The 21266-nt window shown below is 67.1% G+C and carries 18 protein-coding genes and 1 tRNA gene; 8 read left to right on the top strand and 11 right to left on the bottom strand.

Going from position 1 to position 21266, the window contains the following annotated elements; all coding sequences use genetic code 11:
* Positions 1-26: 26 nt before the first annotated feature.
* On the top strand, positions 27-677 hold the full coding sequence (locus ACZY0X_RS24630; protein WP_463774171.1) for a hypothetical protein: 651 nt from the start codon (positions 27-29) through the stop codon (positions 675-677).
* A 3-nt stretch (positions 678-680) separates the two neighbouring features.
* On the opposite strand, the gene ACZY0X_RS24635 is transcribed toward ACZY0X_RS24630, so the two are convergent.
* The 4 genes from ACZY0X_RS24635 to ACZY0X_RS24650 form a co-directional block, all read right to left on the bottom strand.
* Positions 681-2000: a CHAT domain-containing protein gene (locus tag ACZY0X_RS24635; protein WP_463774173.1), complete on the bottom strand. Its 1320-nt coding sequence runs from the start codon at positions 1998-2000 to the stop codon at positions 681-683.
* Positions 1991-3733, bottom strand: coding sequence for a hypothetical protein (locus ACZY0X_RS24640; protein WP_463774175.1), 1743 nt, complete (start codon positions 3731-3733; stop codon positions 1991-1993). Before ACZY0X_RS24640 ends, ACZY0X_RS24635 begins: the two co-directional genes overlap by 10 nt.
* A 115-nt stretch (positions 3734-3848) precedes the next feature.
* Positions 3849-4367, bottom strand: a complete 519-nt coding sequence (locus ACZY0X_RS24645; protein ID WP_241405630.1) for a lipoprotein LpqH — start codon at positions 4365-4367, stop codon at positions 3849-3851.
* Positions 4368-4442: 75 nt separating this feature from the next.
* Positions 4443-5558: a helix-turn-helix transcriptional regulator gene (locus tag ACZY0X_RS24650; RefSeq protein ID WP_463774176.1), complete on the bottom strand. Its 1116-nt coding sequence runs from the start codon at positions 5556-5558 to the stop codon at positions 4443-4445.
* A gap of 486 nt (positions 5559-6044) precedes the next feature.
* On the opposite strand from ACZY0X_RS24650, the gene ACZY0X_RS24655 reads away from it, so the two are divergent.
* Both ACZY0X_RS24655 and ACZY0X_RS24660 read left to right on the top strand, forming a co-directional pair.
* Positions 6045-6296, top strand: a complete 252-nt coding sequence (locus tag ACZY0X_RS24655; protein ID WP_463774565.1) for a hypothetical protein — start codon at positions 6045-6047, stop codon at positions 6294-6296.
* 2 nt (positions 6297-6298) lie between these two features.
* A complete protein-coding gene (locus ACZY0X_RS24660) occupies positions 6299-7465 on the top strand; it encodes a winged helix DNA-binding domain-containing protein (RefSeq protein ID WP_463774177.1) in 1167 nt (388 codons plus the stop codon).
* A 9-nt stretch (positions 7466-7474) separates the two neighbouring features.
* Here the strand turns inward: ACZY0X_RS24660 and uvrA are convergent, their stop codons facing one another.
* Positions 7475-10372: an excinuclease ABC subunit UvrA gene (gene uvrA, locus ACZY0X_RS24665; RefSeq protein WP_463774178.1), complete on the bottom strand. Its 2898-nt coding sequence runs from the start codon at positions 10370-10372 to the stop codon at positions 7475-7477.
* A 123-nt stretch (positions 10373-10495) separates the two neighbouring features.
* Here uvrA and ACZY0X_RS24670 point away from each other — a divergent pair, with 123 nt between their 5' ends.
* Complete coding sequence (locus tag ACZY0X_RS24670) at positions 10496-11173, top strand: MBL fold metallo-hydrolase (RefSeq protein WP_463774180.1); 678 nt, start codon at positions 10496-10498, stop codon at positions 11171-11173.
* A 29-nt stretch (positions 11174-11202) separates the two neighbouring features.
* On the opposite strand, the gene ACZY0X_RS24675 is transcribed toward ACZY0X_RS24670, so the two are convergent.
* Positions 11203-11646 carry a universal stress protein gene (locus tag ACZY0X_RS24675; RefSeq protein ID WP_241404976.1) on the bottom strand — a complete coding sequence of 148 codons (444 nt, stop codon included), beginning with the start codon at positions 11644-11646 and terminating at the stop codon, positions 11203-11205.
* Between the two features lie 405 nt (positions 11647-12051).
* Positions 12052-12903 carry an acyl-CoA thioesterase gene (locus ACZY0X_RS24680; RefSeq protein ID WP_463774181.1) on the bottom strand — a complete coding sequence of 284 codons (852 nt, stop codon included), beginning with the start codon at positions 12901-12903 and terminating at the stop codon, positions 12052-12054.
* Positions 12904-13027: 124 nt separating this feature from the next.
* On the opposite strand from ACZY0X_RS24680, the gene ACZY0X_RS24685 reads away from it, so the two are divergent.
* Entirely contained in the window at positions 13028-13561 is a 534-nt protein-coding gene (locus ACZY0X_RS24685; RefSeq protein ID WP_463774183.1) for a hypothetical protein, read from the top strand.
* 91 nt (positions 13562-13652) lie between these two features.
* Positions 13653-14480 (top strand): alpha/beta fold hydrolase, encoded by an 828-nt coding sequence (locus ACZY0X_RS24690; protein WP_463774185.1) that lies wholly within the window; start codon positions 13653-13655, stop codon positions 14478-14480.
* Positions 14481-14514: 34 nt separating this feature from the next.
* On the opposite strand, the gene ACZY0X_RS24695 is transcribed toward ACZY0X_RS24690, so the two are convergent.
* On the bottom strand, positions 14515-16062 hold the full coding sequence (locus ACZY0X_RS24695) for a SulP family inorganic anion transporter (protein WP_463774187.1): 1548 nt from the start codon (positions 16060-16062) through the stop codon (positions 14515-14517).
* A 168-nt stretch (positions 16063-16230) separates the two neighbouring features.
* On the opposite strand from ACZY0X_RS24695, the gene ACZY0X_RS24700 reads away from it, so the two are divergent.
* Entirely contained in the window at positions 16231-16638 is a 408-nt protein-coding gene (locus ACZY0X_RS24700) for a hypothetical protein (protein ID WP_463774189.1), read from the top strand.
* Between the two features lie 53 nt (positions 16639-16691).
* Here ACZY0X_RS24700 and ACZY0X_RS24705 read toward each other — a convergent pair.
* Positions 16692-16762: transfer RNA gene (locus ACZY0X_RS24705), tRNA-Cys, on the bottom strand.
* A 115-nt stretch (positions 16763-16877) separates the two neighbouring features.
* Here ACZY0X_RS24705 and ACZY0X_RS24710 point away from each other — a divergent pair.
* The gene (locus ACZY0X_RS24710; RefSeq protein WP_463774190.1) at positions 16878-17582 is read left to right on the top strand and encodes an MgtC/SapB family protein; all 705 of its coding nucleotides are present in this window, start codon (positions 16878-16880) and stop codon (positions 17580-17582) included.
* On the opposite strand, the gene ACZY0X_RS24715 is transcribed toward ACZY0X_RS24710, so the two are convergent.
* Both ACZY0X_RS24715 and uvrB read right to left on the bottom strand, forming a co-directional pair.
* Positions 17579-18988, bottom strand: a complete 1410-nt coding sequence (locus ACZY0X_RS24715) for an MFS transporter (protein ID WP_463774192.1) — start codon at positions 18986-18988, stop codon at positions 17579-17581. The genes ACZY0X_RS24710 and ACZY0X_RS24715 overlap by 4 nt on opposite strands.
* A gap of 40 nt (positions 18989-19028) precedes the next feature.
* Positions 19029-21203, bottom strand: a complete 2175-nt coding sequence (gene uvrB, locus ACZY0X_RS24720) for an excinuclease ABC subunit UvrB (protein WP_463774193.1) — start codon at positions 21201-21203, stop codon at positions 19029-19031.
* Positions 21204-21266 lie beyond the last annotated feature (63 nt).

Below are 21266 nucleotides of genomic sequence, written 5' to 3' on the forward strand. Positions count from 1 at the left end.
GCAGTGCGCGGGCGACGATCTCAAACATGTCCGTCACCGTGGTCACCCTGCTCGTAGTCCTGGTCTGTGCTGCCATTGGCACGAGTGTGTTTGCGCCGGTCCTCCGGGGCTCACGCGAGCGTCGCCGCGTCCCACGCACCGAACCCGATGCAGTGGCATCGGTGGCCATCGGCACGGTGCGGTCGGTGGCCGACTTCATCATGGTCGAGGTCGAGAGCGTGACGGGTCAGAAGTTCGTGGGCCGCCTGAGACATCAGGAGAACGACGCGGTCACGGCTGGACTGCGGCCAGGAGTGGTCCTCCTCGTTGCGTTCGATCCCGGTGCCCGGGAACGGCTCTCACTGGCTGACGATTTGGACGTGGTGCGTTCCGCGTTCGACCAGATGCTGGTCCGCAAGGGACTGGTCACACGGGAACAGCTCGACCTGATCCGGCACGGCACCCGGTCTCGCGGCGTCGTCACCGCGATGCGCCCCACCGGAACCGCGCGAGAGGACTACTGCGAGATCGAACTCGACCTCATGGTCCGCAGACCTGACGGCGGCCAGTTCCCGGCGCATGAGAGGACGTTGGTGCCGGAGGCCGCGCTTGAGCGTGTGGCGCCCGGCAGCCTGATCGACGCCTACTACCGGCGGGGTGATGAGAGTTCCGTCGCCGTCTGCGTGTCGCCGGACTGAACCTCACCGGGCCCCATCGACGGTGAAGGTGACCAGGGCGGCCCAGTACAGCGGGCTCGCCGTCAGATCACCGGACCGCCAACGCCGCATCTGATCCCGCTGCCAGCGGTTCACTGCCAGGGCGGCGTCCTGCTCGTCGTGGGCCTGGTCGACGGCGATGACGACATCGGTCATGGGGTCCGCATCCGAACCGGTGAACTGCCTGTAGCCCGCCGTCGTGGGCAATGACCACAGCGTGGCGGTCACCAGCTGGGCTCCGCCGAGGACTGCCGCCGCGACGAGCCCGGTGGCCTCGTCGAAGCGGTAGTCACCACCCGACGCGCAGGCCAGAAGCGCCACGCGCGGCGGAACGGGAAGCGCCATGGACATGACGTCCGCCGCGGTCAGCGGCCGTTCGTCAGCGAGGTAGATGGCCGCCTGGTCTGCGCTGCCGGATTCAGCCGCGGTGGCGTGACCCACGTAGAGCAGCCGGGCGGGCTCCTCGCCCAGCATCTCGGCAAGCCAGTGTCTGTCGGCGTCGGTGCGCCGGAACAGCTCGACGACACCGGCCACATCGGGTAACACCTGCCCACTCGACGCTGTCGCCGAGAAGTGGGTCGACGAGAAGTGCCGTGCCAGTGCGGTATCCGCGGATGGTCGACCCAGGACCGAGCCCAGCGAGGAGTCCGCTCGCTGCCCCGGCACCCGAGGATCGAGCACCAGCAGGGGTGGGCGAGCTGCCCGTTGACTCCAGCCGACACGTGGGCGCGACGCGTTGACGATGTTCGGCGGCACCGCCATCACCACGTCGACGATCTCCATCAGCCGGTAGCCCTCGGTGAGTGCGCCCGGGTCCAGATCCGGCCACGGGACCGCGGCCGCGGACGTGCCGTGCACCGTGACCGCCGCTGCCCTCGCCCGCACCAGATCGTCGGTGTCCGGCCATGCCATGGGCAGCGCGAGCAGGCCCCACGGAACGCGGGCCAGCCGGGCACTCGGTGACACGAACAGCGTGGCGCGCGGGTCCGAGGCGCATTCCACCAGTAGCTGCCACGCGGCGGCGGACACCAGCAGCACACCCAGGCGGTAGGCCACGATGAGTTCGGTGGCCGGCGCGGCGAAGGGCCCGGCAACCAGCGCCCGCGACAGTGCGTCGGCCAGGGACTCCCCCGTGCCCGGCTCCGGAAGCGCCGCATCGAGTTCGCCGAGCGCGGCGAGCAGCAGCGGTTCCTCGATCACCCAGGTGAGGGTTCGCGACGGATCGCCGACGAACCGCAGGCTGGCGTAGGTGGCCGTGCCGAGGTCGGCGAATCTCAGGACGAGTGTCTCCTGCGTCACGGCCACGTCGACCAGGCCGCCTCGTCGGTGGTGACGTGTTGGCCGTACCGGGACAGCGCGAGTTCGCGGTACTCGGCCAGTACCGGCACCCCCGTTGGATCCATCGTCAGCGGCGGTAGCGGGCCAAGCCTGGTGAGCGACCTGCCAGCGGCGACGACCGGGCCGGCTGCCACCTGGGCCAGTTCATCGACGTCGCTGATCGGCGCCGGTGCCGTCGTCACCCGGGACCACTCAACCACGTCCGAGGATCGTTTCTCGGCGCTGAACGTGCCTCGGGCGCTGTGGTACTCGATCAGCTCACCGGTCAATGCCGTGTTCTCCCACTCCCAGGCGACGGCGAAGGCTCCGGCGAGCATGGGCGCCGACACGCAGTCGGCCCACTGTGATCTGGCTTCAGCGTCAGTTATCGAGTAACGGACGGAGTCCACCGCAAGTGCGGCAGGCAGTTTGAGGTCAGCGGCCCGAGCCAGTTTAGCCATGGCCGAATCCCATCCCGGGCTGTCCTGATTGGCGTCGACGACGCCGAGCGAGGAGCTGTACCGGGCCTCGATGGTCGACCAGTCCTCGTCGGGCCGGCCCGCGCCGTCGAAGCCCAGGTCGGCCAATGCGTCTGCGCGCCAGATGGTTCCGAGGTGGTCGTCGAGCCGGGCGTACGCCAGCCAACTGCTGCGCGGGGACTCGTCCAGGCAGGCGCGGGCCCGCTCGACCATGTCGATGGCCTCCTGGTAGCGACCGCGGAGGATCTCGAGCCAGCTGCGCTGCAGAAGGATGCGGTGGATGTGCAACGGCCTGCCGAGTTCACGCCAGTGGCGCTCGGCGTGTTCCCAGGACTCGTCGGCGGCCGCAAGCATCCCGACGCCCATCCTGGTGAGGCCGAAGTACAGCCAGCACCTCGACACGTCGTTCGCCCTGGCGTACTCGGCGATCACCGGATAGGCCTCGGCGACAAGGTGCTCCGTGGCGACCTGTTCGCCTCGCGACCAGGTCGCCGTCGCGCGTTCCAGAAGCGTCCTCGCGGTGGCCAGCTTCCAGCCCCGGGCCTGGGCACGGGCACCCGCGCGGCGCAGCCAGGGCTCGGCCTCGGCCAGCCGTCCGGTCTCGATACAGAACCGGGCGTAGCCGATGGACCCGAGCACCAATAGATTGTCGGTCGACTCGGTTGGCGCCGCCGTGGCCTCGATGACATCGATGACGTTCTGCCACAGGTCAACCGAGTGCACGTGCATATCGTCCTCGCACAGCGCGACGGCGCACAGAATGCGGGCGTAGGTGCACAGGTAGGCGTACTCGTCGGCGAGGTCGGCGAGCGCGGCGTCGCCGTTCGCGTCCATATCGTCGAGTGCGCCCAGCGCCGCGGCGGCGCCCTCGTGATCACCGAGCGCGGCTGCCAGGCCGATCTCGAGGCACTGGGCCCGCCGCGCGTAGCGGCAGTGCATGTGCCGAATTTCGGCGAGGGCCATGGTGTTCTTGTTGAGGACGTCCGGCGGTGCGGTGCCGTCGAGGATCGAGGCGTACACCGCAAGACAGTCGCGGATGCGGCGGATGGATTCCGTCACACCCTCATAAGCCGTGCGGACGAGGTAGAGCTCGCCGAGTTGGGCCAGCACCTCGAACATGTGGTCGTCACGGTCGGATTCCTCGATCTGGGGCCCCAGTGACAGCAGCAGGTCCTTCGCCGACATCTCGTCGGCGGCCAGCGCCAGCGTGCGCGCGCGCTCCAGATCGTCGGGGATCGACACGGCTGCATCTTAAGCGGGCGCGGACGTGAGAAGCAGAGAAGCACACGGGTGGTGGTGCCCAGACACCGAAAGCGGCGGAAGTGCTGAGCACGTCCGCCGCCCGCGGAGTGACCTGTCAGTTACAGGTCACCTTGATCACGAACTTCTTCGTGATCATGCCCGCCATCGGGTTACTCATATCGGCTCCGGCCGCCTCGCCGGTGATGGTGTAGGTGCTGCCGTCAACCGCGACGTCCGCGGAACCGGACTTCATGCCGCCCATCTCGGACACCGCCAGGGCGCTGCCGTCCACGACCAGGCCGAGCGACTCAACCTTCGGTGTGTCGGCATCGGTCATCACGATGCCCAGCCCCTGCGCACCCCCGCCGATCGGTGCGCTTGCGACATTGATCTTGCCGGCCTGCTTGACGCACGTCACCGAGTTCAGGTCGAGGCCGGCGAGGTCCTTGCCCTCCACCGTGACCTCGGCGCCGCCACCGGTGCTCACCTCCGAGCTGCCGGTGCCGCTCGCGGCCGGGCTGCTGGACGCCGTGGTCGAACCCTTGTCGTCGGAACAGCCGACGAGCACCAGGGCCGCCGCAGCCAGGCCGATTCCCGCAGTGACAACTCGCTTCGTGGCCTGCTTCTTGTCCATGTCCATCGGACATTCCCTTCACTTCACGTCGCCCCGATGGCGTCGTCGTGAGGCAAGTACAAACGCCCCCAATCGCTACCGATCCCAACAATCCCCGGGGGTGATGTCCAGCAGGAGGCGGATGAGTTCGGCCTGCCGGTGGGTGCCGGTCTTGTCGAACACATGGTGAAGGTGAGTCTTGATCGTGGCCATTGACAGCGACAGGTCGTCAGCGATCGGGGTGAGGCCGTCACCCCTCAACACGCGCAAGGCGACCTCCGCCTCGGCGTTGGTGAAGCCGTAGAGGCGGCGCAGGAGCATCGGTGGGGGCTCGGGGTTCTGCTCCGGGTCCATGATCACCATCAGGGCCCTGGCGTCCGTGGAGTCCCCCTGCGTGGGCAGGAAGGGCAGCACGTGAATGACGTAGGGACGCTTCCCCGATGGCCGTGCACACGTGAACGCATCGCCGGTGCGCGATCCGCCCTGCCGGTCGGACAGCGCACCCGCAAGGCTGCGATGCAACTCCGCGTCGGCGGCCGCCCTGGCGGCCTCGATGTGGCCCGACCGAATTCGGAGTCCGTCGCGGGACGTCAGGATCCGCTCGGCGGCGGCGTTCATGTGCACGACGCGTGGCCCCTTGGCGACAACGACGATTCCGTGTCGCACGACGTCGAGGGCCCGGGCCATGTCACTCACGCCGCACGCGACCTCCCTGAGGTGTTCCTGGGTGCGAAGCGCCTGCTGGAGATGAGGAACGAGCGCGCTCACGAGCTGGATGCGCTCAGCGGTGTCAAACGATTCGGAGCGCCTGGGCGCCGCGACCAGAAAGCAGGTCGGGATCGGGCCTCCGGTCAGCCGCACGAAGAGGCCGGCCTCCATCTCGTAGGGCCGTAGGAAGCCCGCGTGGAACTCCGTACGCACCCGTTTCTCGATGAGTTCCGATCCGCTCCGGATGAGGCCGACGTGACCGCTCTCGACGTCCTCCAGCACGTGGTCGACGTTGCAGTAGTGCTCGCTGTAGATCTCCCTGGCCTCCGGCGCGAGGCTCGCGCTCATGACGGACCGGCTCGCGCCGTCGGCAACGATGAGTGCGCAACTCGTCGCGTCGAGTACGCGGCGAATGTCGGCCAGCGCCACAATCCAGTTCTCGGGATCGACTGCCGAGGTATAGGCGGCGGAGACTATGCGCGAGAAATCATCGAGCGCGACCACTGCCGACTCTCCGATTCATTGTGATCCCCATCACATTTATCGACACATTGTGAGGTCGTGCAGTTTAGCCCGATATCAACCGTTCGGATGAGGCTTCGACGGCCCTGAACTGGTTTTTTTACGACATGGTCAAAACAAGGCTCACGTAGCGTCTCGGAACCATGGGTTCGAGGGGTCCCATGGTTTCCGAGACGCTGCTCCCCGCGGATCTGGTGGTCGACCGCACGATCACCTGGCGAGCGCGGAGGCGTGAGTGGCTGACCGCAGGCGTCGATCGACGGCCTCGACGTCTGACACGAGCGGTACGGTGGCTTCGTGTCAGATTCAGAGGCGGCGAACGACCCGGATTCGTCCGGCCCGGCACCTGACCAGTCGGTTTCCGATGACGTTGTCGATGCTGACGTTGTCGATGCTGACGTTGTCGAAGCTGACGTTGTCGAAGCTGACGTGGTCGACACCCAGGCGCCCGATCCGGGGACTCCCCCTATCGACGTGATCGCCGAGCCCGTGCCAGTGACGCCCCCTGACACCGGATACACCGCCGCAGGTGTGCCGACCTTCGACGCCGTGCGCGAGAAGATCGAGACGCGCTTCGGCGCGTCGATCGGGTCGACGGAACTGGCGGCCGAAACCCCGCAGGGCCGCAGTATCGAGGAGCAGTACGAGGCGCGGCAGAAGGCCGCTGCGGAACGCCTCGAGCAGATCAGGGCCTCGATGCGCGACGAACCCGACGCCTGAGCGTGCGCTCGTTCTCCCCCGCGGAGCGTCGTGCCCGGCTGGCACGGCGCCACCTCCTGACCGGACCGTCAGCCATCGATGTCACCGAGGCCGCCTCACGACTCGTCGGTCTGCACGCCACGGACCCTGCGACGCCCTACCTGTCCCTGTGGGCCCGTATTGCCGGGTTCCGGACCACGGATCTGGATGCGGCGCTCTACGAGGAGCGCTCGGTGGTCAAGCACCTGGCGATGCGGCGGACGCTGTGGATCGTGCACGCCGACGAACTGCCCGCAGTCCAGGCCGCCGCCAGCGACCGCGTGGCGGCCAACGAACGCAAGCGACTCATCGCCGACGTGGAGAAGGCGGGTATCGCCGCCGACGGCACCGCGTGGCTCGAGGCGGCCTCGGCCGCCGTCCTGCGGCATCTCGAGCAGGGTCCGACGAGTGCCGCCCAACTCCGTGCCGCGCTTCCGGAGTTGGCAGGCACGTATGACCCCGCGCCCGGAAAGACCTGGGGCGGAGAGGGTCCCATCTCCCCGCGGGTGCTGACGGTGCTCGCGGTGCAGGGTCACCTGGTGCGCGGCCCCAACGACGGCGGCTGGACGACATCGCGTCCCCGCTGGGCGTCGTCGGAGACCTGGCTGGCCGCGGGCGATCCCGCCCACGCCGACGGGGCACGGGAGACATTGGTCCGAAACTGGTTGCGCACGTTTGGGCCCGCCACCGTCAATGACGTCAAGTGGTGGTTCGGGAACACCCTCACCTGGGCGCGTGCGGCGCTGGCCGACATCGGGGCGGTCGAGGTCAGCCTGGAGGACGGCGACGGAGCCCCCGGCTACGTGCTGCCCGACGACCTCGAGCCGGAGCCGCCTGCCGAACCGTCGTGCGCGCTCCTGCCGGGCCTGGACGTCACGACGATGGGCTGGCAGGACCGCGATTGGTACCTCGGCGAGCACCGCACCCAGATCTTCGACCGCAACGGCAACGCGGGTCCCACCGCGTGGTGCGACGGCCGGGTCGTCGGCGGATGGCGTCAGGACCCCGAGGGCCGGGTCGAGGTCCAACTGCTGGAGGACGTCGGCACCGCGGCGAGCACAGCGCTGAACCGCAAGGCCGACGAACTGACGGCGTGGCTCGACGGCGTGCTGATCAAACCGCGGTTCCCGTCGCCGCTGTCGAAATCCTGACGCCGAGCCCTAAGCGCTGACCTTGCGCCGCTTGCGTTTCGGCTTGGCCGGTGGCTCGAGCATCTCGGCGAGGAACCGCCCCGTGTAGCTGTCGGGATTGGCCGCGACGTCCTCGGGAGTGCCCTGGGCCACCACCGTTCCGCCACCGGACCCACCCTCGGGCCCCATGTCCACAATCCAGTCCGACGTCTTGATGACGTCGAGGTTGTGCTCGATGACGATGACGGTGTTGCCCTTGTCGACCAGGCCGTTGATCACCTTGAGCAGCTTGCGGATGTCGTCGAAGTGCAGCCCGGTGGTGGGCTCGTCGAGAATGTAGATGGTGCGCCCGGTCGAGCGCTTCTGCAGTTCGGCGGCCAGTTTGACGCGTTGCGCCTCACCGCCGGACAACGTGGGCGCGGACTGTCCGAGCCGGACGTAGCCCAGACCGACGTCGACGAGCGTCTTGAGGTAACGGTGAATCGACGAGATCGGCTCGAAGAAGTCGGTGGCCTCCTCGATGGACATGTCCAGCACCTCGGAGATGGTCTTGCCCTTGTAGTGCACCTCGAGGGTTTCCCGGTTGTAGCGGGCGCCCTGGCAGACCTCGCATGGCACGTAGACGTCGGGCAGGAAGTTCATCTCGATCTTGATGGTGCCGTCACCCGAGCACGCCTCGCAGCGACCGCCCTTGACGTTGAACGAGAACCGGCCCGGCTGATAACCGCGGACCTTGGCCTCCGTGGTGGCAGCGAACAGCGTGCGGATCTTGTCGAAGACACCGGTGTAGGTGGCCGGGTTCGACCGCGGTGTCCGACCGATCGGCGACTGGTCGACGCGGACCAGCTTGTCGAGTTGGTCGAGGCCGTTGATCCTGGTGTGCCTGCCGGGGACCTGACGGGCACCGTTGAGCTTGTTGGCCATCACCGAGGCGAGGATGTCGTTGACCAGTGTCGACTTGCCCGACCCCGAGACACCGGTGACCGAGGTGAGCACGCCGAGCGGGAACGAGACGTCAATCTCGTCCAGGTTGTGTTCGCGTGCCCCGACCACCGTCACCTGCCGCTTGCGGTCGACCGGCCGGCGGATCGCCGGCACCTCGATGCTCTCCTTGCCGGAAAGGTATGCGCCGGTGATGGATTCGGGGTTGGTCAGCAGATCGGCGTAGGTGCCGCTGTGCACGATCTGGCCGCCGTGTTCACCGGCGGCGGGGCCGATGTCGACGACCCAGTCGGCGTGCGCGATGGTGTCCAGGTCGTGTTCGACGACGATCAGCGTGTTGCCGAGATCACGCAGTCTCACGAGGGTGTCGATGAGCCTGCGGTTATCGCGTTGGTGCAGCCCGATCGACGGCTCGTCGAGCACGTAGAGGACGCCGACCAGGCCGGAGCCGATCTGGGTGGCGAGTCGAATGCGCTGTGCCTCACCACCGGAGAGGGTGCCCGCCGCGCGTGACAGGCTCAGGTAGTCCAGCCCGACGTCGAGCAGGAAGCCCAGCCGCGACTGCACCTCCTTGAGCACCTGCCCGGCGATCGCGGTCTCGCGCACGCCGAGGGTCAACGCGTTGAGGAATGACGAACAGTCGGCGATCGACAGCTCGCAGACCTGGGCGATGGACTTGGCTCCGTACTCACCGGCGGTCAGCGAGACAGCCAGGATCTCCGGTTTGAGCCGGGTGCCCTCGCAGACGGGACAGGGCACGTCGCGCATGTAGCCCTCGTAGCGCTCCTTCATCTGCTCGGACTCGGTCTGCTCCATGCGGCGCTTGAGGAACGCCATGACGCCCTCGAAGTCGGCGTAGTAGGAGCGGGTGCGGCCGTACCGGTTCTTGTACCGCACGTGCACCTGTTCGTTGCAGCCCTCCAGAATCGCCTTGCGAGCCTTGGCCGGCAGCTTCTGCCACGGGGTGTCGGTGTCGAACCCGAGGGCATCGCCGAGCCCCTCGAGCATGCGGGTGAAGTACTCGGCCGAGTGACCCGCCGACCACGGGGCGATGGCCCCCTCCGCGAGGGTCAGTTCGGGGTCGGGGACAACGAGGTCGGGGTCGACCTCCTTGCGGATGCCCAGCCCCGTGCACTCCGGGCAGGCGCCGTAGGGCGAGTTGAAGGAGAACGACCGCGGTTCGAGGTCGTCGACGGCGAGCGCGTGGCCGTTGGGGCAGGCGAGCTTCTCCGAGAACCTCTGCTCTCGATGCGGATGGTCGTCATCGCGGTCGACGAACTCGAGCACCACGATGCCGTCGGCCAGCCCGAGGGCCGTCTCGACGGAGTCGGTGAGCCGCTGCTTGGACGAGGACTTGACGGTGAGGCGGTCGACGACCACCTCGATATCGTGCTTCTCCTGCTTCTTGAGCTTCGGCGGCTCGGTCAGCGGGTGCACCACGCCGTCCACTCGGACCCGGCTGTAGCCCTGCGTGTTGAGCTTGTCGAAGAGGTCGACGAACTCGCCCTTGCGGGTGCGGACCACCGGCGCGAGCACCTGGAAGCGGGTGCCCTCCTCCATCGCCAGCACCTGATCGACGATCTGCTGCGGCGTCTGGCGGGCGATGCGCTCACCACAGACGGGGCAGTGCGGCGTACCCGCCCGCGCGTACAGCAGACGCAGGTAGTCGTAGACCTCGGTGATGGTGCCGACGGTGGATCGCGGGTTGCGGTTCGTCGACTTCTGGTCGATCGACACCGCAGGTGAGAGGCCCTCGATGAAGTCGACGTCGGGCTTGTCCATCTGCCCGAGGAACTGGCGCGCGTAGGCCGACAGCGACTCCACGTAGCGCCGCTGTCCCTCGGCGAAGATGGTGTCGAAAGCCAGCGACGACTTACCCGAACCCGACAGACCGGTGAACACGATCAGCGCATCACGCGGCAGATCCAGGTCAATGCCGCGCAGGTTGTGCTCGCGTGCACCCTTGACGATCAGGCGGTCAGCCAACTGATACCTCTCCAGGTTTTGAGCAGCGTTTCGACCGACAGACAGCGGTCCGCGCCCATGCTATGTCCACCCTCCGACAAGTCTCCCGACAAGCCCTGGCCGGAGCCCGATACCGTGGCGGTCATGACGGTCGTCGATGACAACTACACGGGCCACGTCGAACCTGGGAGCGCCGCGCGCCGCACTCTGCCGGGCGCCACCATCGTGAAGGCGTCGGTGGGCCCCATGGACAACAACGCCTACCTGGTCACGTGTTCCCGAACCGGCGAGACGCTACTCATCGATGCCGCGAATGACGCTCCGGTGCTGCTCGAGCTGATAGAAGCCCATGCGCCGACCCTGTCGCTCATCGTCACCAGCCACCAGCATCCCGATCACTGGCTTGCCCTCGAGCAGGTGGCCAAGGCGACCGGCGCTCCGACGGCCTCCCATCAGCTCGACGCAGAGCCACTGCCGGTGAAGCCCGATCGAATCCTGGCCCACGGCGACACCGTGACGGTGGGCGATCTCACCTTCGATGTCATCCACCTGCAGGGTCACACCGAGGGATCAGTGGCGCTCGCGCTGAGCGGGCCCGCCGCAGGCAACACGGTGCAGCTGTTCACCGGCGACTGCCTGTTCCCAGGCGGTGTCGGCAAGACCTGGAGGGACGGCGACTTCGAGCGACTCCTCGATGGCGTGAGCGCCCGCCTGTTCGACGTGTACGACGACTCGACGGTTGTGTACCCAGGCCACGGTGACGACACGACACTGGGCGCCGAGCGGCCGCACCTGGCCGAATGGCGCGAACGCGGCTGGTGACCCGGGCCGTCCTGCGGGCCTCTGCGGGTCTAGGAGGTGTGAACGATCAGCACGTCGGTCTTGGACCGGCGTGCCACGTTGGCGGGTACGGAGCCCAGGAGGCGTCCGGCGATGGTGCTGAGACCGACGTTGCCGACCACGAGTAGGTCGGCCTTGACCTCTTCGGCGAGTTCCACGAGGGCGTCGACGGGAGCGCCGACGACGGCCTTCTCCTCGATCTCGGTGGCGCCTGCGGCATGGGCGCGGTCCCTGGCCTCACGCAGGATCGCGTAGATCGGGGCATTGCCTGACATCTTGTAGCCCTCGTCCTTGAGGACGTCGGCTGCACGCGCATCCTCGCTCTGAGGGAAGTAGGCCGTGGTCACGATCAGTCGTGCGCCGGACCCGGCGGCGATAGCACCGGCCCGATCCACTGCTCGCAGCGACGAATCCGAGCCGTCGGTTCCGACAACAACGGTCTTGTAGCCGCTCATGCATGCCCTCCAAGTGTCGATTGCAACGCCATTCGAGACCCTAACCCGTTGCCCCGCGGACGGGGGAACGAATCGACGACAAGCGTTCGCTGGGTCAGCGCCGCAAAGTACGTCCCCTACCGGCACTGATGCTAACGGCAACGATCCTGCTGAGCGGGGGTTCCGTGACCAACCGGATACGTGTTTCGCGATGCGAGGAAGGCCCTACCCCGGACGCAGAAGTGATCAGGCTCATGCCGATGCGATCATCGTGGCGTCAAACGCACAGGGCGGCAGGGACTTACGGGTGCCAGCTCGCCGCCCGCGCGGCCAACGAGCACCCAGGCTCGTTCTAGTGTTGCGCGAGACACAGTTTCACGCGGGTCGCACCCGAGGAGTCCCCCCGACCTCCGCGGTGCGAGATCCTCACTTGCCGCCGAAGTACAGCTCCTGGGTTGCGATGCAGACCAATTCACCGGCCCGGTTGTACATGGTCGAGGTCGCCAGTCCGCGGCCGTCGATTCCGCTGGGCGAGTACTGATCGGAGAGCACCCAGTCCGTCATGTCGATCGGCCGGTGAAACCACAGCGCGTGGTCGATCAACGCGTTGAAACTCGACACCTGCGTCGTACGCCGCATCGTGACGGCGGTCTCCAGCATGGTGGTACCCGACAGGTAGGTCAGCAGGCTGCTGTGCAGGGCGGGATCGTTCGGTACGGACTCAATTGGCCTCCACCACAACCTGATTCGCGGCGAAGGATCGGGCAGGTCCGTCGCCAGCCGTGGCGGCGGATCGACGTAACGCAGGTCGAACGGTTGCGGACGAACCCAGTAGCCGTGCGCCTCGTCAGCATATGGGGCCATCTGCTCCTGCATCGACGGCAGCGACTCCGGCGCCGGCACGTCGGGCATGCTCACCTGGTGCTCGAGACCCCCGACGGGAGTGCTGAACGACGCCAGCGCCTCGAGCAGCACCTCGCCGTCCTGGATGGCGGTCACCTTCCGGGTGGACAGGGTGCCACCGTCGCGTGACCGCGTCACGTGCAGATCCACTGGGTGGCGGGCGTCACCGGCCCGCAGGTAGTAGACGTGCACGCTGTGCGGTGCGCGACCCGGCGCGGTGCGACTGGCCGCCATCAGCGCCTGGCCGGCGATGTGGCCACCGACGATGTGATGGTGCGCGTTGTCGATCTGGGTGGCCACGAAGCGCTCGTCGTCGATCTGGTCGACCTGCAGCGTGGTGATGAGGTCGGCAAGAGTGGGAGATACAAAGCTCACCGCGGCATCATGCCGCAGTCGTGGCGGGAACCGACCCCCGCGTCCGGACCAGGCAGCGCCCCCACAAAGCAGTCCCCACCCGATACCAGCCGTCGATGGCAGTTAGACCAGCTAAACTGGTGTCATGAGGTCCACTATCAAGACATCGGTTGCCACTGCGCTGGCATTGACCGGACTGTGGGCATCCGCCGCGATCGCCCTCGCCGAGCCCACCGAACCGGCGCCGGCGCCGCCAGCAGGCCCGAAGACCAGCATCGACGCTGACGGCACCTACAAGGTGGGCGTCGATCTCGTGCCCGGTGTCTACAAGTCCGCGGGACCCATCGAGGGCGGCGCGTGCTACTGGAAGCGCTCGGACGCCGACAAGACGATCGACAACGGCCTCACGAAGAAGGCGCCGATCGTCACCATCGAGCCAACCGACACCTCGTTCAGCACCAGCGACTGCCAGACCTGGCAGCTGACCGACTGCTCGCAGTCCGACTGCCCGGCGCCGCGCACGATTCCGAACGCCGCGATCGGCCCCCTGCTGAGCATCCTGGGTTCGCAGCTCAATCCGGGCGCCACGGTGCCTCCGGCCGCGGCGCCGCCGAGCACGGCCTCGGCACCGCCAGTAACCGGGACGGGGCCGGCCCCCGGACCCGCGCCCGCCGGCTAGACCCACCTAGCTGGGCCAAACCGCTACAACGCGGTGAGTGCCAGCCCGGGTCGAATTCAAGGCCTGCTTCTTGCGACCGAGAAAGTTGGTCATGACCGTCAATCTGTCCCGTGTCCGGATCTCGCGCGGCGAGCTGTCCTACTTCGAGGCGACACCCGAGGACGGCGTGGAGGTGAAGGGCACCGTCGTCATGGTCCCCGGCTTCACGGGCTCCCGGGAGGACTTCCTCCCGATGGCGCCGTTCGTCACCGCCGCCGGCTACCGGCTGATCGCGTACTCGCAGCTCGGCCAATACGACTCCGACGGCCCGGAAGGCCGGGACGCGGTCGCCGCGTACACGATCGCCAAATTCGCTCTCGACCTCGCCGAAGTGCTCGACGAACTCGCACCCGGCGAGAGGGTCCATCTCCTCGGCCACAGCTTCGGCGGGCTCGTCACCCGAGCCGCCGTGCTCAACGACCCGACGCGCTTCCTGGACTACGTCATCCTCGACTCGCCGCCGAGCGGCCAGGATCTGGACATGGCCGTGGACATCGCGCAGATGCCGGAGCTGCTGTGGGCGGGTGGCAATGAGGCGCTGTGGCAGGCCATGTTCGGCGCCTTCGAGGAGATCTTCCCCGCGCCGGTAAAGGAATTCCTGCATGACCGCATCATGGCCACGAAAACGGCGAACATCGCCGGCATCGCCCTATCCATGGGAGCCGAGCCGGACCGCGTCGAGGAGCTGGCCGCGACGGGCCTGCCGATCCTGGTCGCCGCGGGCGAGAACGATATGGTTCCGGTCGACGTCCAGGCAGACGTCGCCGCGCGGCTCGGCGTGAAGTTCGAGATCCTCGCGGGGGCCGGCCACACGCCGAATGAGGAGAAGCCCGAGGAGCTGACGAAGGTGCTTGTGGACTTCTGGAATGGCGTTGCCTGACACTGCGATTCGCCAGCCAGGGGGGCCAGGCCGCTCAGCCCTCGCTTCCGAGCGTCCCGGACAACCGGTCATGCCGATCAGCCGAGTCCGTGTTGAGGCCGATGATCTCGACGTCCTTGCCCTTCGCGCGATACTTCGTGGTCACCGCGTCTAGGGCCGCGACCGATGAGGCGTCCCAGATGTGCGAGTCGGACATGTCGATCACGATGTTGCGCGGGTCGTCGACGTAGTTGAACTGGTACACCAGGTCGTTACTGGACGCGAAGAACAACTCGCCGCTCACCCGGTAGACCACGGTGTCGAGCACGCCGTCGCCCCCCTCGCCTGAGGCCACCACCCGCTGCACCGTGACCAGGTGCGCGACGCGTCGCGCGAACAGCACCATCGCGGTCAGCGCACCGACGATGACGCCGTAGGCGAGGTTGTTGGTCGCAACGGTCACCGCCACGGTGAAGAGCATGACCAGCGTCTCGCTGCGCGGCATTCTGCGCAGCGTTGCGGGCGAGATGCTGTGCCAGTCAAAGGTGCCGACGGACACCATGACCATGACCGCGACGAGCGCCGCCATCGGGATCAGGCCGACGATGTCGCCCAGTCCGACCACGAGGCCCAGCAGGAAGACTCCGGCCAGGAACGTCGAGATGCGCGTGCGGGCACCCGACACCTTCACGTTGATCATCGTCTGGCCGATCATCGCGCAGCCCCCCATGCCGCCGAACAGGCCGGTGACGATGTTGGCGACGCCCTGTCCCCAGCTCTCGCGGGTCTTGTTGCTGTGGGTGTCAGTGATGTCGTCGACCAACTTGGCCGTCAGCAGAGACTCCAGCAGCCCGACCAACGCCATCGCCAACGCGTATGGCGCGATGATCGACAGGGTGGTCAGATTCAACGGCACCTGGGGCAGCAGCAGTGACGGCAGACTCGTCGGAAGTTCGCCCTCATCGCTGACATTGGGGATTTCCACCTTGAAGATCAGGACGGCGGCGGTGAGAACGACGATCGCGATCAGCGGAGCGGGAATCACGGTGGTCAACTTGGGAAAGAAGACCATGATCAGCAGACCGATCGCGACGAACGGGTAGACCAGGGCTGGCACGCCGATCAGGTAGGGCAGCTGGGACAGGAAGATCAGGATCGCCAGCGCGTTGACGAAACCCACCATGACGCTGCGTGGGATGAACCGCATCAGTCGGGCCACACCCATGAGGCTGAGCACAATCTGCAGCACTCCGGCCAGCAGGACCGTCGCGATGAGGTAGTCGATGCCGTGTTCGCGGACCAGCGGCGCGGTGACCAGCGCAATCGCGCCCGTCGCCGCCGAGATCATCGCAGGCCTGCCACCGACGAACGCGATCGTCACCGCCATAGTGAAGGAGGCGAACAGCCCGACCCGGGGATCGACCCCGGCGATGATGGAGAACGAGATCGCCTCGGGGATCAGAGCCAGTGCCACCACGAGCCCGGCAAGCACCTCGGTCTTGAGCCGCGCCGGCGACCGCAGCGCCGCCATTACCGACGTACTCGGATCACCGGCCTGTCGGACACTCGGGGTTGGCGAATCCTGTTGAGTAGACAAAGACATTCCATTCGATCTCGAGAGCATCAATGCGCACGCGCTGGCTTCTGCCCCGCGGAACCCTACTCTCGCCTTGGCTACGGGCGTGAATCCATGTTCACCGCTCCATTTTTCATCGATCTACGTGGAGCGAACTCCCCCGTGAACTCCCCCTGCGTGATCTACCATCCAGGTATGAACCGGTCCGTCATGGTTCTCTGGGTGGCCTTGACTCTCATGCTGGCAGGCATCGCGAGCCCAGCCGGCGTGGCCGCCCAGCCCCCACCTCCCGGCACACCGTGTTCATTCACGCTCTCGCCACCACATGTTGTGCCGGCCTCAGGAGCCGACATGGTGACCGCGACGGCGACTCCGACGGGCTGCATGGGCCCGTTCAGACCGCTCTTGAGTGTCGTGTGCGTCCAACGCGTCGACTCGCCGACTCAGTGCACGCAGGCGCGTGACACCGACACCGCACAGGTGTTCGTGCCTTACGTCCCAGGGGCGACGTACACCTCGACGGGCAGGGGCTTGGGCACCGTGTTCAATGACGCGTCGGAGCCGAACTGGCAACTGCTGGGACCAGTTACAGCAGCCCTGTAGGCGCAACGCAAGGTAGGCACCGCCGAGACGGTGCCTACCTTGCTATTCGTGCGAGCGGATGACGGGATTCGAACCCGTGTGAACGGCTTTGCAGGCCGGTGCCTAGCCACTCAGCCACACCCGCACTAGAGAACAAGATGCCAGCGGGCACACTGTCGGCCCAGCCTTTGGATCGGCGTGATCGCTACCCGGTGCCCACGTCCCACACCCGATGGCATGGTCGCGCTAGCTTGTTCCGCATGCTGCAGTGGCTCGCCGACCCCCCGTTCTTCGGCGGCCCCGGTCAAGGCACCCGTCAGATCGTCGAGTTGTTCGTCGCCTTCGGGCTCACCGCCCTCATCGGCCTCGAACGCGAGATCCAGGGCAAGAGCGCGGGACTGCGCACCCAGACCATCGTGGGCACCGCCGCCGCACTGATCCTGCTGGTCAGCAAGTACGGATTCCTCGACGTCCTGCAACCAGGCCTCGTCGTCGTCGACCCATCCCGCGTCGCGGCCCAGATCGTCACGGGCATCGGGTTTCTCGGCGCCGGAATCATCATCTTTCGGCGCGGATCGGTCCACGGCCTGACCACCGCGGCGGCGGTGTGGGAATCGGCTGCGATCGGAATGGCCGCAGGCGCGGGCCTCCTGTTGCTGGCCTGCACCGTGACGGCGATGCACTTCCTGATCGTGCTGGGCTTCATACCGGTCGCCAAGCGATTGGCGGCCAGGCTCAGCGGATCCGTCACGGTGCACGTCACCTACACCGACAACCGCGGCGTCATGACGGCCCTGTTGCAGGTGTGCGAGCGCCGCAACTGGCAGCTGAGCGAGCTGTCGGCCGACCCCACCGGCGGGGTGCTACTGACCTTGTCGGGCAACGGAATCCTGCACGCGTCGGCGGTGCTCGCCGGTATCGACGGCGTCACCTCGATCCGCCAACTCGACGACGACCCGGACTAGGTCCGAGCGACGACGGTGCGGCCGCGACTGGCCAGGTAGGAGGCCACCACTCCCACCGCCGCCAACACGGCGAACACCCCGAACAGCCAACGCGCGGCGGTAGCGTCACCGTGGCCGTTCAGGTTGACCACAACTCCCGCCAGGCCCGCCCCGAAGGCGCCACAGATCAACTGGACGGTGTTGATCGCCGCCGCCGCGGTACGACCCTCACCGGGGTCCTCGGCACTGCCCATCGCCCAGGCCGACAGGTGCGGCCACGCGATGCCCACACCCACGCCGGTGATCGTCAACGCGATCACCCACACGGCGACAACCAGACCCGACGCATCGTCGACCTGACTGACCGCGGCGAGGGTCAGTCCCGCAGCCATCACCAGTGGCGCCGCCGTGACCACCGCCACGATGGCGCGCGTCCGGGTCAGCGACGCACTGATGATCTCGCTGGTCGTCCACCCCACGGCCAGCGAGACGCCGAGGAACCCCGCCACCACCGGCACCATGTGCGCCAACCGCTGACCGAACAGCGGCACGTACATGTTGGCCATGGTCGCTGCCATGAGCAGCCCCAGCGTGAGATACATCCACTTCAACGGCCCCGGCCGAAACGCGGTGGCGGGCAGCACCGATGCGGTCACCCTGCGGTCGACGATCAGGAAGGCGGCGATCAGTGCGGCACCCACGACGAGGAACGCCACGGTGACCCCGATGGTGCGAGGGATGCCGGCGACACTGACGGACAGCGCCGCAGCGCCGAGCAGAAGCAACGACCACAGCGGGATTCGCTCACTCGATCCCGCCTCGCCGGCCCGCCTGGCCGGCAGTGCGTAGGGAACCAGCACCGCCATCGCCACCGTCAGTACGGCGAGCATCCCGAAAGCCCAACGCCAGGAGCCGAACTGAGCGAACAGGCCACCCGCCGCGGGGCCCACGAACGTGCCGACACCCCACATCGCCGACACCAGGGCCGAGGCCTTGGTCCAGAGCAGCGGCGTCAGAGCCGAGTGGATGACGGCGTAGCCGAGCCCGGCCAACAACCCACCGGCCGCACCCTGCACCACGCGCCCCGCCAGCAGGAGTTCCATGCTCGGCGCCATCGCGCATGCCACACTGCCGAGCCCGAAGACGCTCAGCGCCGACAGATAGGCCACACGCGGCCCGAGACGCGCCAGCATCGCGCTGACGGTCGTCGCGGCCACCACCGACGCCACCAGGTACACCGTCGTGACCCAGGCGTAGAGGCGCTCGCCGCCGATGTCGGCGACGGTGCTGGGCAGCAGGCTGATGGTGAGGAACTCGTTGGTCGCATACAGCGCGACGCCGCCGGCCAGCACCGTTGACGCGCCGAGATTCTTGGGGCCGAGTAGCTCGCGCCACGTCCCGACCTGCACTGTATCCGTCTGCTTCACGCTGGCCACGGTATGAACTCAACCACTGTTGAGGTCAAGCCTATTTCAGGCCCGCGGCGTCCATACCGCGCAATTCCTTCTTGAGGTCTTGGATCTCGTCACGAATCCGGGCCGCGAGTTCGAACTGCAGGTCGCGCGCTGCGGTCATCATCTGGTCAGTGAGATCCTTGATCAGATCCGCGAGTTCGGCACGCGGCATCGACTTGGTGTCACGGCCCTCCACGATCCCTGCGCTGACCGCCCGGCCCGGCTCACCCTGGGCACGTCGGCCCCGCGATGCGTTGCGCCCCGATCCACCGACCTCGATGGTGGCGTCAGTGTCGTCCGCCTCGCGGTAGACCTTGTCGAGGATGTCATTGATCTGCTTGCGCAACGGCTCGGGTTTCACGCCGTGCGCCTCGTTGTAGGCGACCTGCTTCTCCCGGCGGCGATCGGTCTCGTCGATCGCCTGGCGCATCGAGTCGGTGATCTTGTCGGCGTACAGGTGCACCTCACCCGACACGTTTCGGGCGGCGCGGCCGATGGTCTGGATGAGACTTCGCGCGGAGCGCAGGAAGCCCTCCTTGTCGGCGTCAAGGATCGACACCAGCGACACCTCGGGCAGGTCCAGACCCTCACGCAGCAGGTTGATGCCGATCAGGACGTCGTACTCCCCCAGCCTGAGCTGGCGCAGCAGCTCGACCCGCCGCAGGGTGTCGACCTCGGAGTGCAGATAGCGCACCCGGATGCCGGTCTCCAGCAGATAGTCAGTCAGGTCCTCGGCCATCTTCTTGGTCAGCGTGGTGACCAACACCCGCTCGTCGCGCTCGGTGCGCTTGCGGATCTCGCCGATGAGGTCGTCGATCTGCCCCTTCGTGGGCTTGACGATGACCTGCGGGTCGACCAGACCGGTGGGCCGGATCACCTGCTCGACGAACTCACCGCCGGCCTGGCTGATCTCGTAGGTACCCGGTGTGGCCGAGAGGTAGACGGTCTGGCCGATGCGGCTGGCGAACTCCTCCCAGGTCAGCGGCCGGTTGTCGACCGCCGAGGGCAGCCGGAAGCCGAAGTCCACCAGGTTGCGCTTACGCGACATATCGCCCTCGTACATGCCGCCGATCTGCGGCACCGTGACGTGGGACTCGTCGATGACGAGCAGGAAGTCCTCGGGGAAGTAGTCGATGAGCGTCGCGGGAGCGGTACCCGCATCTCGGCCGTCGATGTGGCGGGAGTAGTTCTCGATACCCGAGCAGAAGCCGACCTGCTTCATCATCTCGAGGTCGTAGTTGGTCCGCATCCGCAGACGCTGCGCCTCCAGCAGCTTGCCCTGACCCTCCAGCTCGGCCAGGCGTGCCTCCAGCTCGGCCTCGATGCTCGAGATCGCGTGGGCCATCCGGTCGGGGCCGGCCACATAGTGCGTCGCGGGGAAAACCCGCAGCGAGTCGACCTTGCGGACGATGTCACCGGTCAGCGGATGCATGTAGTAGAGCGCCTCGATCTCATCGCCGAAGAACTCGATCCGCAGCGCGAGTTCCTCATACGACGGAATGATCTCCACGGTGTCGCCGCGGACACGGAACGATCCACGGGTGAACGCCATGTCGTTGCGGTTGTACTGGACGTCGACCAGCAGCCGAAGCAGCGCGTCGCGGGGCACCTCCTGCCCCACCTGCAGTTCGACCGAGCGGTCCAGATACGACTGCGGCGTGCCCAGGCCGTAGATGCAGGACACCGACGCCACGACGACCACGTCGCGGCGGGACAGCAGGCTCGAGGTGGCCGAGTGCCGGAGCCGCTCGACGTCATCGTTGATCGAGCTGTCCTTCTCGATGTAGGTGTCGGTCTGCGCGATGTATGCCTCGGGCTGGTAGTAGTCGTAGTACGAGACGAAGTACTCGACGGCGTTGTTGGGCAACATCTCTCGTAGTTCGTTCGCCAGCTGCGCGGCCAGCGTCTTGTTGGGCGCCATGACCAGTGTGGGCCGCTGCAACCGCTCGATGAGCCACGCCGTGGTCGCCGACTTACCGGTGCCGGTGGCGCCCAGCAGCACCACGTCACGCTCCCCCGCCCGGATTCGGCGCTCGAGGTCCTCGATGGCGGCCGGCTGATCACCCGCGGGGTCGTACGGGCTCACCACCTCGAACTGGCCACCTGCGCGCACGATGCCATTCACGGCGTCGGCGGCAGGCCGATACTCCGAATGCGCCAGCACGGGGTGTTCAGTAGCGAAAGCCATGGTCACCAGGTTAAGCGTCATGACCGACACATTCATTCCTGGGACAGGCACCGAGACGGCACA

The sequence above is a fragment of the Mycobacterium sp. IDUB_39 genome, assembly GCF_055419205.1.